At 69.1% G+C, this 16,566-nt stretch carries 13 protein-coding genes; 9 read left to right on the top strand and 4 right to left on the bottom strand.

Features of this window, described 5'->3' with window-relative positions; genetic code table 11:
- Positions 1–9: 9 nt before the first annotated feature.
- Together OXG83_01070 and OXG83_01065 are read left to right on the top strand one after the other, a co-directional pair.
- Positions 10–264, top strand: coding sequence for a DUF4212 domain-containing protein (locus tag OXG83_01070; protein ID MCY3963599.1), 255 nt, complete (start codon positions 10–12; stop codon positions 262–264).
- Between the two features lie 62 nt (positions 265–326).
- Entirely contained in the window at positions 327–2,024 is a 1,698-nt protein-coding gene (locus OXG83_01065; GenBank protein MCY3963598.1) for a cation acetate symporter, read from the top strand.
- Positions 2,025–2,100: 76 nt separating this feature from the next.
- On the opposite strand, the gene OXG83_01060 is transcribed toward OXG83_01065, so the two are convergent.
- On the bottom strand, positions 2,101–4,302 hold the full coding sequence (locus OXG83_01060) for an ATP-dependent RecD-like DNA helicase (protein MCY3963597.1): 2,202 nt from the start codon (positions 4,300–4,302) through the stop codon (positions 2,101–2,103).
- A gap of 139 nt (positions 4,303–4,441) precedes the next feature.
- Here OXG83_01060 and OXG83_01055 point away from each other — a divergent pair, with 139 nt between their 5' ends.
- From OXG83_01055 to OXG83_01025, 7 genes are all read left to right on the top strand, one after another.
- Positions 4,442–5,086: a VOC family protein gene (locus OXG83_01055; protein MCY3963596.1), complete on the top strand. Its 645-nt coding sequence runs from the start codon at positions 4,442–4,444 to the stop codon at positions 5,084–5,086.
- A gap of 11 nt (positions 5,087–5,097) precedes the next feature.
- The gene (locus OXG83_01050; protein MCY3963595.1) at positions 5,098–7,044 is read left to right on the top strand and encodes a family 20 glycosylhydrolase; all 1,947 of its coding nucleotides are present in this window, start codon (positions 5,098–5,100) and stop codon (positions 7,042–7,044) included.
- Between the two features lie 61 nt (positions 7,045–7,105).
- Positions 7,106–7,351: a plasmid stabilization protein gene (locus tag OXG83_01045; GenBank protein ID MCY3963594.1), complete on the top strand. Its 246-nt coding sequence runs from the start codon at positions 7,106–7,108 to the stop codon at positions 7,349–7,351.
- On the top strand, positions 7,329–7,796 hold the full coding sequence (locus OXG83_01040) for a type II toxin-antitoxin system VapC family toxin (protein MCY3963593.1): 468 nt from the start codon (positions 7,329–7,331) through the stop codon (positions 7,794–7,796). The genes OXG83_01045 and OXG83_01040 overlap by 23 nt, the downstream gene beginning before the upstream one ends.
- Positions 7,793–8,242: a GyrI-like domain-containing protein gene (locus tag OXG83_01035; GenBank protein MCY3963592.1), complete on the top strand. Its 450-nt coding sequence runs from the start codon at positions 7,793–7,795 to the stop codon at positions 8,240–8,242. The genes OXG83_01040 and OXG83_01035 overlap by 4 nt, the downstream gene beginning before the upstream one ends.
- A gap of 16 nt (positions 8,243–8,258) precedes the next feature.
- Positions 8,259–9,464 carry a galactokinase gene (gene galK, locus OXG83_01030; GenBank protein MCY3963591.1) on the top strand — a complete coding sequence of 402 codons (1,206 nt, stop codon included), beginning with the start codon at positions 8,259–8,261 and terminating at the stop codon, positions 9,462–9,464.
- A gap of 2 nt (positions 9,465–9,466) precedes the next feature.
- A complete protein-coding gene (locus OXG83_01025; protein MCY3963590.1) occupies positions 9,467–10,297 on the top strand; it encodes an enoyl-CoA hydratase-related protein in 831 nt (276 codons plus the stop codon).
- Positions 10,298–10,299: 2 nt separating this feature from the next.
- Here OXG83_01025 and OXG83_01020 read toward each other — a convergent pair whose 3' ends face one another.
- The 3 genes from OXG83_01020 to OXG83_01010 are packed head-to-tail and all read right to left on the bottom strand — an operon-like array spanning position 10,300 to position 16,566.
- A complete protein-coding gene (locus OXG83_01020; GenBank protein MCY3963589.1) occupies positions 10,300–11,775 on the bottom strand; it encodes an amidohydrolase family protein in 1,476 nt (491 codons plus the stop codon).
- Positions 11,765–14,983, bottom strand: a complete 3,219-nt coding sequence (locus OXG83_01015; GenBank protein ID MCY3963588.1) for an efflux RND transporter permease subunit — start codon at positions 14,981–14,983, stop codon at positions 11,765–11,767. Before OXG83_01015 ends, OXG83_01020 begins: the two co-directional genes overlap by 11 nt.
- A complete protein-coding gene (locus OXG83_01010; protein MCY3963587.1) occupies positions 14,980–16,566 on the bottom strand; it encodes an efflux RND transporter periplasmic adaptor subunit in 1,587 nt (528 codons plus the stop codon). Before OXG83_01010 ends, OXG83_01015 begins: the two co-directional genes overlap by 4 nt.

The following is a 16,566-nucleotide window of genomic DNA, read 5'->3' as shown; positions in this document are numbered from 1 at the left end:
TGCCCGCTCTTGAGCGAACAAGCTGATCCTGCCGCCTACTGGCGGGCGAACCTGCGGCTGATGGCGATCCTGCTCGCCGTCTGGTTCATCTGCTCCTACGTCCTGGGCATCTTCCTCGTCGAGCCGCTGAACGCCGCCCGCGTAGGAGGCTTTCCTCTCGGATTCTGGTTCGCACACCAGGGATCGATCTACGTCTTCGTCGTCCTGATCCTGGTCTATGCCGCGGTCATGGACCGCCTCGACCGCCGCTACGGCGTCGACTGAGCGATCGACCCGTCCGACGCCGCACAGACCGCACGGGAATGACGACGGAGGGCCCATAGCCGATGAACGTTCAGGCCTGGACCTACCTGATCGTCACCGCGACCTTCGCGCTGTACATCGGCATCGCCTGGTGGAGCCGCGTCAGGACGACTTCGGGCTTCTACGTCGCCGGACGCGGCGTTCCCGCGGTGGCCAACGGCATGGCGACCGGCGCCGACTGGATGAGCGCGGCCTCCTTCATCTCGATGGCGGGCCTGATCTCCTTCATGGGCTACACCGGCACCATCTACCTGATGGGCTGGACCGGCGGCTACGTCCTGCTGGCTCTCCTGCTCGCCCCTTACCTTCGCAAGTACGGCAAGTTCACGACCTCCGAGTTCGTCGGCGACCGCTACTACTCCGACGCCGCCCGGCTGGTGGCGGCCGGCTGCACGATCTTCGTCTCGTTCACCTACATCGCCGGCCAGATGCGCGGCGTCGGGGTTGTCTTCTCGCGCTTCCTGGAGGTCGAGATCCACTGGGGCGTGATCATCGGCGTGGTCATCGTCTTCTTCTACGCCGTGCTGGGCGGCATGCGAGGCATCACCTACACCCAGGTCGCCCAGTACTGCGTCCTGATCGTCGCGTTTCTCATTCCGGCGGCGGCCATCTCGTGGAAGATCACCGGGAACCCGATCCCGCAGCTCGGGTTCGGCGGCACGGTCCAGGAAGGCCAGCAGGCCGGCGTCTTCCTGCTCGAGGCGCTGGACGCGCTGCACCGGGAACTCCGGCTGCCCGAGTACACGGCAGCTTTCGTGCCGGGCAAGAAGAGCATGATCGACGTCACCGCGATCGCGCTGGCGCTGATGGTCGGTACCGCCGGACTCCCCCATGTGCTGGTCCGCTTCTACACCGTACGCAGCGCCCGCGCGGCCCGCTGGAGCGCGCTCTGGGCGCTGGTCTTCATCGGCCTGCTCTACACCACGGCGCCCGCCGTCGCCGCCTTCGCCCGCGTAAACCTGATCTCGACCCTCCACAACACGAGCTACAGCGAGGTGCCGGAGTGGTTCAGGAGCTGGGAGACGACCGGCCTGATCTCCTTCGACGACCAGGACGCCGACGGCGTGATCGACATGTCCGACGGGGCCAACGAACTGACGGTGGACCAGGACATCATGGTCCTCGCCAACCCGGAGATCGCCGAACTGCCGGCGTGGGTCGTCGCCCTGGTCGCCGCCGGCGGACTCGCGGCCGCGCTGTCGACCGCTGCCGGGCTCCTGCTCGTCATCGCATCGGCCATCTCTCACGACATCGGCAAATCGATCCTGTGGAAGGACATGAGTTCGCGCAGGGAACTCCTGCTCGCACGCGTGACCGCTTCCGTCGCAGTGGTCGTGGCCGCCTACTTCGGCATCTCGCCGCCCGGCTTCGTCGCCCAGGTGGTCGCCTTCGCCTTCGGCCTCGCCGCGTCCAGCTTCTTCCCCGTCCTGGTGCTCGGCATCTTCACCCGCACCACGACGAAGGAGGGCGCGATCGCCGGCATGAGCAGCGGCATCCTGTTCACCGGCGCCTACATCGTCTACTTCCGCCTGATCCGGCCTGAAGCGACCGCCGACGACTGGCTGTTCGGCATCAGCCCCGAGGGCATCGGCGCCGTCGGCATGCTGATCAACTTCGCTCTGGCCCTCATTGTCAGCCGCTTCACCAAACCGCCGCCGGCCGACGTGCAGCGCCTCGTCAGCGAGATCCGGTTGCCGCGCGAGCAGGCGGCTGACGGTTAGCGGGAAACGCTGTCGCAGTCGGTGCGCCGGCCTTCTGGCCGGCATCCGCCCAAGGCGGCATCTGCTGGCGCCACTCTCAGCCCGACCGAGCCAGCTCCGCCAGTTGTTCGCGGAGAGTCGAATAGCGACGCATGTCGGAAGCCTCTTCGACGGCCTTCTGGAGAGCCCACTTCTGGCCGACGATGACGACCAGGCGGCGGCCGCGTGTGATCGCCGTGTACAGCAGGTTGCGGCGGAGCATCACGTAGTGGTGGGTCGAGATCGGCACGACGACCGCCGGGTACTCGGAGCCCTGCGACTTGTGGACCGTGACCGCGTAGGCCAGCATGAGCCGGTCGAGGTCGCTGAATCGGTAGTCGACCGGACGGCCATCGAAGACGATGGTCATCTTCTCCGCGCCCGGATCGATCGACCGGATCCGGCCGAGGTCGCCGTTGAACACGTCCTTGTCGTAGTCGTTGTCGGTCTGCATCACCTTGTCACCGGCACGGTACTTCCAGCCGAAGCGCTCGACCTCGACGGCGCCTGACTCCGGCGCGGGGTTCAGCACCGCCTGCAGTGTGACGTTCAGCGTGCGGACGCCGAGGGGACCGCGGTTCATCGGCGACAGGACCTGGACGTCCCGGACCGGATCCAGACCGAAGCGGCGGCCGATGCGCCCGGCGACGATCTCCACGACCTTGCGCTGGCCGTCCTCGGCATCTTCGGCCGGCACGAAGTAGAAGTCGCTCAGTTCGTCCCGCACAGGCTCCAGCTCGGGCAGGTAGCCCCGGTTCACCCGGTGGGCGTTGCGGACGATCCGGCTGTTGTCGGCCTGGCGGAAGATCTCCCGGAGCCGCGCAACCGGCACGGCGCCGGAATCGATCAGGTCGCGCAGCACCTGGCCCGGACCGACCGAGGGCAACTGGTCCGCGTCGCCGATCAGGAGGAGCGAGCCCTCCGCCGGCAGCGCCTGGAGCAGCGACGCCATCAGTTCCACGTCGACCATGGACGCCTCGTCGACAATCAGCAGACCGCAGTCGATCGGACGGTAGCGGCTGCGGCGGAACTTGCCGTTCGACGGATCGATCTCGAGCAACCGGTGGATCGTCTTCGCCGTGTGGCCGGTGCTCTCGCTGAGCCGCTTGGCCGCACGCCCGGTCGGGGCGCAGAGAGCGCAGTGGACGTCACGGGCGCGCAGGATCCGCAGCACCGCGTTGACCAGGGTCGTCTTGCCGACACCGGGACCTCCGGTAATCACGGTCACTCTCGACCTGAGGCAGATTTCGACGGCCGCGCGCTGGGTCGGCGCAAGCGTCACTTCCAGCCGTCTCTCCACCCAGGCCAGTGCCTTCGCGGCATCGATGTCCGCCCACGGCGGCGGCTCGGCCCGGAGGAGTTCGCCCAGCCGGCGGGCAATGGCCCGCTCTGCCGACAGCAGGTGCGGCAGGAAGATCGCCTCTTCGCCGCCCAGACGGGTCGCCGCCAGCCGCCCCGCTTCGAGTTCGTCCCCCAGGGCCGTGACGAGGATCTCCTGCGGGATCTTCAACAGCTCCTGCGCCTGCTCGAGGAGTTCGTCCCGGGGCAGGCCGCAGTGTCCGGCGCCCCGCGCCTGTTCCAGCGTGTAGCCGAGTCCAGCGCGCGCCCGCGGCAGGCCCTCGCGGTCCTTGCCCAGACTCGCACCGATGCTGTCGGCGATCCGGAAACCGATCCCCCGGATGTCCCGCGCCAGCCGGTACGGGTCCTCGGTGAGCAAGGTCGCGGCGTCAGCTCCATAGGTCCGGTAGATGCGAGCGGCCCGCGAGGAGCCGAGACCGTGCGTCTGCAGGAACACCATGATCTCCCGCACCGCCTTCTGATCCTTGAAGCCCTCGCTCAGGCGCTTCGCGCGCTTCGGGCCGATACCCGGAACCTCCTTCAGGCGCTCCGGCTCGTTCTCGATGACCTCAAAGACGTCTTCGCCAAACGCCTTCACCAGGCGTTTCGCCATCTTCGGCCCAACGCCATGCACCCTTCCCGATCCGAGGTAGCGCCGGATCCCGTCGAGTGAGTCCGGCGGCGACACGGCGAGCCGGTCGGCCCGAAACTGGACGCCGTGGTTCGGATCGTTCTTCCAGGCGCCGGAGGCCCGGATCGTCTCGCCCTGCGAGACGAGGGGCAGTCGGCCCACCACCGTCGCCGGCTGGAAGCTGCCCCGTACCCGGACGCGAAGCACCGCGAATCCGTTCTCCTCATTGTGGAAGACGACCCGCTCGACGACCCCGGAGAGCGCCTCGCGGTCTTCGGCCGGCTTGGTCATGGCGGGCCGGCGCCCCGCATCCTTCTCACGGGACACAGCTTACGCCCGATCGACCAAGACCCGCGCGGCACCGGCGATCGGTGACACAATCACCGCCCTTCCATCTCCGTCCAAACCGAAGTCCGAGGAACTCACCCCCATGACCGATACCTGCCGATTCGACCGCCTCGCGCTGAACGCCTCCGATCCCGCCGCGGCGGCCGACTGGTACGCGCGGCACTTCGGCGGTGAACTCCTGGAAGGCTTCGCCGGCGCCGGCGCCCGCTTCCGGGCAGGCAACGGCACGGCGGTCCTCCACTGGCGCGGCGCCGAGGCCCCAGGACCCAGCATCGGCACCGGACTCGACCACTCGGGCTGGTCCGTCGACAACCTGGACGACCTTCACGCCGCGATGCTCGCCGACGGAGCTACGGAGTTCTGGGAACCCCGGCACTTCGGGCCGGCGAAGCTCTACATCTCCTTCGTGACGGATCCCTGGGGTGCGAAGATCGAGCTCCTCGAGGACGCGACCCATCCGGGCTTCCACCACGTCCACATCCTGGGACCGGACTGCGAGGAGGACCGCTCCTGGCTGCTGGAACACGTCCCCGGTCCGGCCGAGACCTTCAAGGACATCCTGCTCGCCGTCAACTACGGCACGATGCGGGTGCTGTTCCGGCAGACGGACGACGCACTGGAACCAACCGCGGGCCGGGCGATCGACCATCTCGCGTGGACTTCGGCCGCGGGCGGCGGGCGCCACACCAGCCCGACCGGCGTCGACATCCAGGTTCGGGAGACCTGAGCCGCCGCCCCGTGAGTCTCTGGCCGCCGCCGCGGCGGGTCGAGGTCCTTGACGCCGCCGATCCCCTCGTCCTGCCGCCGGGCGCGCCGTTTGCGCTCCATGTGACCGCGGCGGGGGCGGAACAGGCGGAGGTCTCGGAGGAACTGGAGTTCGCGCTCGCGGGCCTGCGGCGCGCGTTGGCAATCACGGGGTCGCATCTCCTCCCTGCCTGTGACGGGAACGGGGTGGGTGCCGGCGTCGCGTGCCGCGTCGCGGTCGACTCGCCAGGCGCGGAGGGGGCTCCCCCGGTCGACGTTCCGACCGATGAGAGCTATCGCCTGCGGGCAGGTCGGAACGGCATCGCCATCGAGGCCGCAACGCCGACTGGCGCGTTCCGGGCAGCGACCACCCTGAAGCAGTGGCTCAACTCGCGCGGCCGGCCGGCGGCCGCCGGATTCGAAGTGCAGGCGGTCCAGATCGAGGACCGGCCGGACTTCCCCATACGCGGCGCGATGCTCGACGTCAGCCGGAACCGCGTGCCGCGCATGGACTACCTCGAACGACTCGTCGACCGGCTCGCGGAATGGAAGATCAACCACCTCCAGCTCTACGTCGAACACACCTACGCCTACGCGGATCACGAGGAGGTCTGGCGCGATGCCTCGCCGTTCACCGCCGGCGAGATCCGGGAGCTCGACGCCTGGTGCCGGGAGCGGTTCATCGAACTGACGCCGAACCAGAACAGCTTCGGCCACTTCCACCGCTGGCTGATCCACGACCGATACCGGCCGCTGGCAGAAGTGCCCGAGGGCTTCCAGCACCCCTTCTCCATCGACCCGGAGCCGTTCAGCCTGTGCGCCACCGACCCACGCGTCCTCGAGTTGCTCACGGGCCTCTACGACGAACTGCTTCCCCACTTCGGCAGCCGGCGCTTCAACGTCGGCCTGGACGAGACGTTCGACCTGGGCCGCGGGCACTCCGCCGAGGCGTGCGAAGAGCGGGGCAAGGCGGCCGTGTACCTCGACTTCCTGCGCCAGGTCCACGATCTCGTCACCGAGCGCGACCGGCAGATGCTCTTCTGGGGCGACATCATCCTCGAGCACCCCGAAGTGATCGACCAGGTCCCGGAAGACGCGGTCGCGCTGTGCTGGGGCTACGAGGCGCGCCACCCGTTCAAGGACCAGTGCGCCCGGCTGGCCGCCTCGGGTAGAGAGTTCTGGGTGTGCCCGGGGACCAGCAGTTGGCACAGCTTCGGCGGCCGGCTGCAGAACGCCGTCGGCAACCTGGCCCTCGCCGCAACGGCGGGTTCGGAGGCCGGCGCCCAGGGTCTTCTCATCACCGACTGGGGCGACCACGGACACCTACAGCCGCCACCGATCGCCGAGCTGCCGCTTTCCATCGGTGCCGGTTTCGCCTGGTCGGTCGAGGCGGCGCGCGAAGCGGCAAGCGGCCCCGAGCGGACCGAGGAAGCCTGGCTCGACCACGCGGTCCGCCTGGTCTACGACGGAGACAAGACGCTGGCGCGCACCGTAGTCGACCTCGGCGCCATCGACCTGGACTGCGGCGGCCCGGTGATCAACGGCACCGCTCTCTTCTACCTTCTCCGGTTCGTCGACGATGACCTCACCCACCGGCGCTTCCGGCGGCTCACCATGGCCACGCTGCAACGGACGTACGCCCGGCTGGCCGCCGCCAGGGACCGGTTGGACCGGGTCGAGAGCGACCCGAGCCATGCCGCGCTGGACTGGACCTGCCGGATGATGACGTGGTGCTGCCAGTTGGGCGTCGCACGCCTTGCCGCCGGCCGCGGCTTGCGAGCCGGCCAGCTCCCACCGAAGGTTCGCGCCGCCCTCGGCGCCGACCTCCGCGACATCGCCGGCGACCTCTCCGACGTCTGGCTCGCCACCAGCCGCGAGGGCGGCCTGCGAGAGTCGCAGGACCTTCTGCTGCGAGCGGCGGCCATCCTCGACGACTCTTGATCGCTCTTGATTGCAATGCAATCACCATGTACTCTCCGAGGCGTACTGGAGGCGTCGTCCCGTGGCTAGCATCACTGTCAGAAACCTCGACGAGGGAGTGAAGAAGCGTCTCCGGGTGCGCGCGGCCGACAACGGCCGGTCGATGGAAGAAGAGGTCCGGTTGATTCTGCGCGAGGCCGTTCAGCGAGACGCCGAGCCCGAAAAGGGACTGGGGACGGCGATCCACGAGCTCTTCAAGCCCCTTGGCGGCGTGGAGCTGGAGCTGCCGCCAAGGGAGCCCATGCGTGAACCACCCCGCTTCGACTGACTCCCCCACGACGGTCATCGTGGACACGAACGTCGTGTCGGAGTTCATGCGGCCCAAGCCGCAGCCGATCGTCCTCGCTTGGCTGGACAGCCAGTTCAGGCGCAGCCTGTTCGTGACCGCCGTGACCGAAGCCGAGATCCGCGCGGGAATAGCGTTCCTGCCTGAGGGCCGGCGACGCCGGCTACTCGCCCGAGCCGCCGATCAGGCGTTCGGCGACTTGTTCGCGGGCCGCATCCTTCCCTTCGACACGGAAGCCGCGAGGGCCTATGCAAGGATCGCCGCCCGCTGCCGAAGAGCAGGACGGCCGATCTCGCAGGCGGACGGCCAGATTGCGGCTATTGCCCACTCTCGCGACGCTATGTTGGCAACACGAAACGTCCAGGACTTCAAGCTGGCCGACGTTCACCTCGTTAATCCCTGGCCGCCTGTCGAGGACAACCAATGACCGAGATCTCGATCGTCACCGTCGAGGAAGAGCCCCTGCTGGCCGCGCGCACCAGCGCCACCTTCACCGAGGTTCCCGCCAAGCTCCTGCCCCTGATGGAGCGGGTCGGCGCCTTCGTGCGGGAACACGGCGTCGAGGGCGCCGGTCAGAACGTCTGGTTCTACCGGGACGTCAGCGGCGGTCAGATGGAAGTCGACGTCGGCGTCCAGGTGCCCGCCTCGACCCAGGCGGCGGAGGGCCTCGTCCGCTCGGCGACGCCGGCAGGCCGGTGCGCCCACGCCGTGCTCCACGGCGACTACAGCGAGATCCCGGGCGTCCACCAGGCGATCCACCAATGGTGCGCCGAGCAGAACCTCGTCCTCGCCGGTCCGTGCTGGGAGCTCTACGGCGACTGGCACGACGACCCGGCGAAGCGCCGCACCGACATGTACCACCTCCTGGCCTGACGGAAGAGACTCCCGCGTGAAGGCCGGCGATCTCGTCGACGCGTTCCGGAAACGCTTCGGCACCGAGCCCGACGTCATCGCCCGCGCGCCCGGCAGGGCCAACCTCCTGGGTGCGCATGTCGACTACAGCGAGGGCTGGGTGTTGCCGGCGGCGATCGACCGCGCGGTCTGGGTCGCGGCTCGGCGGGCGCGCGGCGCGGAGACCCGGCTGGCGGCCCTGGACCTCGCAGAAGAGGCCGCCTTCGACGCCGTCCAGCCCGCGCCGCCGGTCACGGAACGCGGCACGCCGTCGTCCTGGGTCGACTACCCGCAGGGGCTGGCCTGGGCGCTCGGCCAGCGAGAGATCGAAGTGCCGCCGATCGAAGCCGTCTTCGGCGGCGACCTGCCGATCGGCGCCGGGGTCAGCTCCTCGGCGGCCGTCGAGATGGCGTTCCTCGTCGCCTGGGAGCAGCTCGCCGGCTTCCAGCTCTCCGGCCTTGACCGAGCCCAGGTCGGCAGAACGGTCGAGAACGAGTACGTCGGCGTCCAGTCCGGAATCATGGACCAGTTCGCCTCCGTCCACGGCCGCGAGGGACACGCCCTGTTGCTCGACTGCCGGTCGCTCGAGCACGAGCTGATCCCGACGCCTGAAGGTCTCGTCTTCCTGGTCGCGGACACCGGCGTCCGCCGTGCCCTCGCCTCCGGCACCGGCTTCAACGACCGGAAGTCCGAGTGCTTCCGCGCCGCCGACCTGCTGAGGCCCCATCTGCCGGAGCTCTCCACGCTCCGCGACCTGGAACCGGCCAACCTCGACCGGCTGCGCCACGTACTCGAATCGCCGCTCGACCGCCGTGCCCGCCACGTGGTCACCGAGTGCCGCCGCGTCCTCGATGGCGCCGAAGCGCTGCGGCAAGGCGACCTGCACGCGCTCGGCGATCTGATGGCCCAGTCCCACCGCAGCTCCCGCAACGACTACGACGTCAGCATCGAGGAACTCGACGTTCTCCAGGAAGCCGCCGCCGGCGCCGAAGGTTGTTACGGTGCCCGCCTCACCGGCGCCGGCTTCGGCGGCTGCGTGACCGCGATCACCAGCGAAGCCGCGGCCCGTCATGTACGCGAGCGCACCGCGGCAGCCTTCGAGCGCCGCTTCGGGCGGCCGCCGGAGATCCACACCTGCCGGGTCGGCACGGGCGCGGGTATCGTGGCTGGCGAATTCGACCTGCGGCCATTCCAGGAGGCGTAGTGATGATCACGATCGACACCGGCACGAGCGAACTCCTCTGCGACCTCGAGGACGGTGTCGCCACGGTGACGCTAAACAAGCCCGAGAAGCGAAACGCCCTGGGCGACATCCTGACGCCGGCGCTACGCAGCATCCTGCTGACCCTCGAAGCGGACGAGCGCTGTGGCGCGATCCTGCTGACCGGCGCCGGCCGGGCGTTCTGCGCCGGCGGCGACGTCTCAGGCATGGGGTCGAACCGGGGGAAGGGCGATGAAGCGCCGAAGGCGCCGCCAACGGTCGACGAAGCCGTGGCTTCTCTGATCGAGAAGCAGGAGTCGCTGACGTTGCGGATGGCGGAACTGGACAAGCCGATCGTCGCCGCCCTGCCCGGACCTGCCGCCGGCGCCGGCCTCTCCATCGCACTCGCCGCCGACCTCCGTGTCATGGCCGACGACACCTTCGTTACGACCGCCTTCCGGCGCATCGGGCTGTCCGGCGACTACGGATCGAGCTGGTTTTTGACCCGCCTCGTGGGTCCCGCGGTGGCGAAAGAACTCCTGATGACCGGCCGCCGCATCACCGCCGAGGAGTGCCTCAAGCTCGGAATCGTCAATCGCATCGTGCCCTTCGACGACTTGGCGACCGAGGCGCGGGGCCTCGCGCTGGAGCTGGCGAACGGACCCCGGGCGGCGCTCGGCTACATGAAGCGGAACGTGAACCGAGCCGTGCTCGGGAGTCTGCGGGAGTCGCTCGCCATCGAGGCGGAGGGGATGGTCCGCTCGGTGCGGACGGCGGACCACAAGGAGGCCGTGAGGGCGTTCATGGAGAAGCGGGAGGCGCGCTTTGGTCAGTGAACTCAGTCCACGTCGACGACGCCTGACCTGATCGCCCGACCCGGCAGCGCATCCTCGACCAGCTCTCCGTCGCGGACGACGAACACACCGTCCACCAGCACGTGCGGAATACCCGCCGAGGGCAAGGCGGGTTCGGCGAAGGTGGCCCGGTCGATCACGGTCTCCGGGTCGAAGACCGTGATGTCGGCGTCTGCGCCGACGCTCAGGCGGCCCTTCCTCCGCATCGCCGGCGCCACTTCCTGGAGCCGGCGGGCCGGCGCCAGGGTCATCTTGCGGATCGCCTCCATCAGGCTGAGCCGACCCTCGTCACGCGAGTAGCGGCCGAGCACGCGGGCGAAGGTGCCGGCGCCGCGGGGATGGGCCCGGCCGTCGATGTAGCCGACGCCGTCGCTCGCGATCATCACGGCTGGATGCGCGATCGCGTCGCCGAGTTCCCGCTCCGGGATGATGTGCGCGATGATCGTCGCCTCCTCGGACGCGGGAAGGGCCCGTCGCTCGTTGAAACCGGCCTCGTCCAGGCGCTCGCCGGTGGCCACCCACTCGATGTCGCCGTAGTCCGCGGCCAGCCGTTCCCGCCAGCCGGGATCGAAGATCGCGGCCCGGATGTCGGTCGAGGCCGCGGTGTAGGGATAGACCTCGGTGGTCACGTCGACGCCCCCGGCGGCCGCCCGGTCGATCATCTCGATGACGGTCGGCATCTGCGCCAACCCGCTCGAACCGATGTGGACGATGTGGACCGAACCGCCGGAGCCGGCCGCGTCGGCGATCATCTCCTGGACGGCGGCGATCGAACTCTCCGGCTCCACCACGCCCGCGTAGCGAATGTGGGAGAAGACGGTCACCCCCGCCTCCGCCGCCGTCTGGAACATGCGGAAGATCTCGGACCTCGAGGCGCCCGGCTGGTACTGGAGCGGCAGGCCGACACCCAGGGCGCCCTCGGCCAGGCCGTCCTTCAGCGTCTCCTGGATCGCCTCGATCTGTTCCGCACTCGCCGGCTCGTAGGTCGCCGCGCGCTCGTCCTCTCTGAAGGCCAGCACCCGCGCGGCGCCGTAGGCAACCGTAGCGCCGAAGTGGATCCGCCAGGAGCCCTCCCGTTCCTCATACCACTCGTCGACCGGGTACGCCCCGCCCTCGAGTTCGAACGCCGCGGTCACCCCGTCCCGCACCTGCAGGTCGCGGCTGAACGGATCGTGGCCATGGGCGTGCAGGTCGATGAAGCCAGGCGCCACGACGAGGCCCGAAACGTCCACCACCTCGGCGCCCGACAGCGGGCCTTCCGAGATCGACCGGATCTCCACCCCGGTGATCCCCACATCCATCACGGCGTCGAGACCCGATTCCGGGTCCATCACGCGGCCGCCGCGAAGCACGAGGTCGTACTGGACCTGCTGGGGCGCACAGGCGAGCAGCAGGAGGGCTGCCAGGAAGAACGTAACCGCCGAGCGCCTTGCGCTCGAGCCCCTGTCCTCAGACCGCATCGAGCACGGCATCCGTCGCGCCGCCAGCCTGGGTCTCGGCGGGCTGCTTCCGCCGTTGAACGGTGACCTGGGACCGGAAGTCGTTCAGGATCGCGTAGAGCGACGGCACGAGCACCAGCGTGATGGCTGTCGCGAACAGGACGCCGAAGGCGAGCGAGACGGCCATCGGCACCAGGAACTGCGCCTGGAAGCTCCGCTCCAGCAGGAGCGGCAGCAACCCGACGAAGGTGGTCAGCGACGTCAGCACGATCGGACGGAAACGCGCGGCGCCCGCGTCACGGATCGCCTCATGCACCTTCATGCCCGCCGCCACGCGCCGGTTGATGAAGTCGACCATGACCAGGGAATCGTTGACCACGACGCCCGTCAGGGCGATCAGGCCCAGCAGCGACAGCATGGTCAGGTTGAGCCCGACCAACCGGTGGCCGATCACGGCGCCGATCAGGCCGAACGGGATCGCGCTCATCACGATCATCGGCTGCAGGTAGGAGCGGAACGGGATGGCCAGCAGACCGTAGATCACGATCAGAGCCACGCCCAGCGCCTCGAACAACCCCTCGAAGGTCTGGCGCTGCTCCTCCTGTTCCCCGGCGAACGAAGAGCTGATCCCGGGGTAGCCGGCCAGAATCTCGGGAAGCACGCTGGCTTCGAGATCGGCGACAACTTCGTTGGCCGTCACGATCGCCGGATCGACATCCGCCGTGATGTTCAGCACGCGCCGCCGGTCCAGGCGCTGGATCGTCGCGAAGCCGCGGCCGAACTCGGCGCGGCCGGCGAGGGAGAACGGGACCTCGGCCCCGGCCGGCGTCCGGATCCGCATGTCCTCGAGAGACGCCAGGGTTTCCCGTTCCTCCACCGGATACCGCACCATGACCCGCACATCGTCGCGTCCGCGCTGGATCCGCTGCGCCTCGGCGCCGTAGAAGCCCTGGCGGACCTGGCGCCCCAGGGCCTCGAGGCTCAACCCAAGGGATTCGGCGCGAGGGTCGAGCTCCAGACGGATCTCCCGCTTGCCGGCCCTGAACGAGTCCGAGATGTCGAACACGCCGGGATAGTCGGCCAGGCGGGCCTTGATCTCCTCCCCCGCGGCCCGAAGCTGCTCCAGGTTCCTTCCGGTCAGCTCCACATCGACCGCGGCGCCGAAACTGACGAGGCTCGAGGTGTACTCGACCCGGACCGCATCCGCCACGGTGCCCACCTTCTCGCGCCACCGGCGGGTGACCTCCGAGGCCCGAATCGTCCTTTCCTGGGACGACATGAGTTCGATGTTCACCTCGCCCTGATGCGGCGCCGCGACCTCGACCTGGAAGTTGGCCGTTGGCCCGCTCGCCTGGACCAGGGCGGCGTAGGGCTGCGCGCCGACCGTCGCCATGACGTGGCGGAACACGTCGTGACCCTCCAGCCGCAGTTCCTCCTCGAGGACGGAGGCCGCCGCCTCGATGCGTTCCACCGCCGCCAGGGTCGTCTCCGCCGGCGTCCCCTGCGGCATGGTCAGCAACACGACCGCGTTGTCGGCCTCCACGTCCGGGAAGAACTCGAACTTCATCCGGCCCGAGAAGATGTAACCGGCCGTGATCACCAGCACCGCGACCGCGATGGCGATCGTCGAGTACCGCCACTCGATCGCCCGTTCGATGAGCGGCCGGTAGCCGCGTTCGATCACCCACTTCATCCGCTTGCTGAAGAAGCCCTGGAACAGAGACCAGCCCCACACGACATTGCGGGACTGCCCCTCCTCGTGCCGGTGGGTCAGGTGCGAGAGGTGGTTCGGCAGCACGAACATGGACTCGATCAGCGAGAACGCCAGGCACCCGATGACGACCAGGGGAATGGTTCGCGCAATGGCTCCGGAGGGGCCCTCGACGGAGTAGATGAGCGGCGTGAAGGCGGCCACGGTGGTGAGGATCGAAAACGTGACCGGCGTCGCGACCTGGCGCGCACCGTCGACCGCCGCGCGCATTCCCGACTTGCCCATCTCGAAGTGACGGTAGATGTTCTCTCCGACCACGATCGCGTCGTCGACCACGATGCCGAGCACGAGCAGGAAGGCGAACAGCGACATCACGTTGATCGTCACATCGACGTACGGCAGAACCGCGATCGCGCCCGTGAAGGAAACCGCGATGCCGACCGACACCCACAGGGCCAGCCGGAACTTCAGGAACAGGGCCAGCACGAGGAAGACGAGCACGAGCCCCAGGCGGCCGCTCTCGAGCAGAACCCGCAGCCGGTCCTGCAGGGGCACCGTGTCGTCGAGCCAGGTCGTCATCTGCAGGCCCGGCGGCAGGGCCGCCGACCGCTCGGCGACGTACGCCTTGACCTGGCGGGCAAGGCGCAGCGCGCTCTGGTCGCCGACCCGGTAGACCTGGACCAGGGCCACAGGTTGACCGTCGAAACGCGACGTCACGTCCGTCTCGGCGAAGCCGTCGGTCACCTCAGCGATGTCGTCCAGGAGCAGACGGCTGCCGTCGGGGCGAGCTCGCAGCACGATGTCGCCGTACTCGGCGCCCCGGTAGGCCTGGCCCATCGTCCGCAGGAGGATCTCGCCCTCGCGCGCCCGGACCGCGCCGCCCGGCAGGTCGAGCGACGAACGCCGGACCGCCATCACGACTTCGTCGAAGGTGAGACCGTACTGCCGGAGAGTGTCCTCCGAGACCTCGATCGAGATCTCGTAGGGACGTACCGCGTCGAGTTCCACCTGGCTGATACCGGGAAGATCGGACAGCCCCTCGCGGACCTCCTCGGCGACCGCCTTGAGCGCCCGCTCGTCGACGTCGCCGTAGATCGCCACGGTGATCACGCGGCGACGGATGAGCGCCTCCTGGATGATCGGCTTCTCGGTCTCCTCGGGAAAGGTCGTGATCGCGTCGACACGCGACTTGACCTCGTCCAGGACCTTGCGGTTGTCGGCGCCGCTCTCCAGCTCGATCACTACGGTGCCAACGCCCTCCGCCGCCGTGGCCCGGACCGTGTCGACGCCCTCCAGGTCCTGCACTGCCTCCTCGACGCGGAGGCAGACGCCCTGCTCGACCTCTTCCGGCGCCGCGCCCAGGTACGGCACGGTCACCGTGATGCTCTCCGTCTCCATGCTCGGGAAGACCTCAATCGGCATGCCGATCAGGGCGAAGACACCGCTGGCCACGATGAAGACCATCAACAGGTTCGCCGCCACGCCGTTGCGGGCGAACCAGGCGATCACGCCGCTCACAGCGCGCCCCGGCGCAGACGCAGCCGAAGGCCGGCAGCGTCCCCGATCGGCTCGACTTCATCCCTGACCGCGCCGTCGATGACGACCCGGGTGATCGGGTCCGACCCGCCCCGGAACTGGGCGACGCGGACCGAGCGCGCCGGCGAGCCGCCGGTACCACTTCCGTCGTCGGCCGGGTCCACCGCGACCCGGGTAATGGCGGCCCGCATGACGCAATCCGCAAGATCGACGACATAGCGCGGCGGATCGTCCAACCAGAACGTGCGGTAAGCGGGTTCACCGCCGGTACGGAGCAGCACGTCGACGAACTCCGTACCGTAGTCCAGCTCGATAGCAGCGAGCGTTGCCCGCTCGCCGGCCGCAGCCGCCGGCCTCTCTGCCGGTGCCGCTGGCTCTGCCACCACCGACTCCGGCGTCGCGGGTTCCGGTGCCGCCGCCTCCGGTGTGACGACCTCCGGCGTCACCAACATCCCGTCCACGGCCGTTTCAAGGATCGTCAAGCTGACCAGATCGCCGCTCGCGAGACCGCCGGAGACGATCGCGACGTCCGGGTCCGACCGCAGAATCTCGACGCCACGCAGCATCAGTCGACCGTCCTCCACAAACCACAGCCGGTCCGCTCCCACCAGCGCGCCGCGCGGCACCTCGAACACCGAATCGACCGAACGGCCGACGATCTCCGCATCGACGAACAGGCCGACCGACAGCGGAGGCAGCCCGGAGGCAGCCCGGTACGGGTCCTGCACGCGAGCGATCAGGTTCACCATGCGCGTCGCCGGGTCGATCTCGCCGCCCACCCGGACGACCCGGGCTTCCCATTCGTGCCGGCCGCCTGCGAACTCCGCCTGCAGGATCACTCGCGGTCCGGCGCCCCCGAGCTCGGAGCCCAGGGGAAGTTCCAGGAAGGCGAGCTCCGAGTCCGGCACGGGCAGCGTGACTTCGGCCGCGTCCACGGAGTAGATCGTCGCCAGCGGTACGCCACGGTTCACGAACTCGCCGCGGTCGACCCGCTTGGCGCGCAGCCGCCCCGCGAACGGTGCGCGGATCGCTGTTCGCGACAGATCCAGTTCGGCCCGCGCCTCGCTTGCTTCGGCCGCTTCGACGCGCGCTCTCGCCTCCTCCAGTTGGGGCTCTCGAAGCACCAGCGGACCCGGCTCGCCCGGCTCGCCCAGATCCTCCCACTCCTCGCGGGCGACTTCGGCCTCCGCCTCCTCCCGCGTCAGCGCGACCCGTGCCTGTGCGACCGACGCGCGGGCGCTTGCGAGCGCCAATTCGTAGTCACGCCGGTCGAGACGGAGCAGCACGTCGCCGGCGTCGAAGAAACCGCCGACCTCGAAGCTCTCGGCCGTCCAGACGATGCTGCCGGCGACCTCAGAGACCAGGTCCGCCTCCGTCACTGGAACCACGGACCCCTGGGAACGCACCCGCAGTTCGACCGATGTCGGCTGGACGGCCACGACACGAACCGGAGGGGGAGCGATCTCCCGCGGCGCGGTTTCCACTACCGGCCGGGTCCTCAGGAGGACCACGACCACAGCGGCAGCTGCCGCCAGGACCAGGAGCGGCAGGAGCTTCTTCGACAC

This window comes from Acidobacteriota bacterium (genome assembly GCA_026707545.1).
In the GTDB taxonomy this organism is placed as follows: Bacteria; Acidobacteriota; Thermoanaerobaculia; order Multivoradales; family Multivoraceae; genus Multivorans.
The sequence above is the reverse complement of the archived record's forward strand: the minus strand, read 5'-3'. Positions and strand labels throughout refer to the sequence as shown.

What these genes read in the sequence shown, in the direction of transcription:
- OXG83_01065 (MCY3963598.1), top strand. Translation starts at nt 327, where the DNA reads ATGAACGTTCAGGCCTGGACCTACCTGATCGTCACCGCGACCTTCGCG.
- OXG83_01060 (MCY3963597.1), bottom strand. Translation starts at nt 4,302, where the DNA reads ATGACCAAGCCGGCCGAAGACCGCGAGGCGCTCTCCGGGGTCGTCGAG.
- OXG83_01055 (MCY3963596.1), top strand. Translation starts at nt 4,442, where the DNA reads ATGACCGATACCTGCCGATTCGACCGCCTCGCGCTGAACGCCTCCGAT.
- OXG83_01035 (MCY3963592.1), top strand. Translation starts at nt 7,793, where the DNA reads ATGACCGAGATCTCGATCGTCACCGTCGAGGAAGAGCCCCTGCTGGCC.
- OXG83_01025 (MCY3963590.1), top strand. Translation starts at nt 9,467, where the DNA reads ATGATCACGATCGACACCGGCACGAGCGAACTCCTCTGCGACCTCGAG.
- OXG83_01020 (MCY3963589.1), bottom strand. Translation starts at nt 11,775, where the DNA reads ATGCGGTCTGAGGACAGGGGCTCGAGCGCAAGGCGCTCGGCGGTTACG.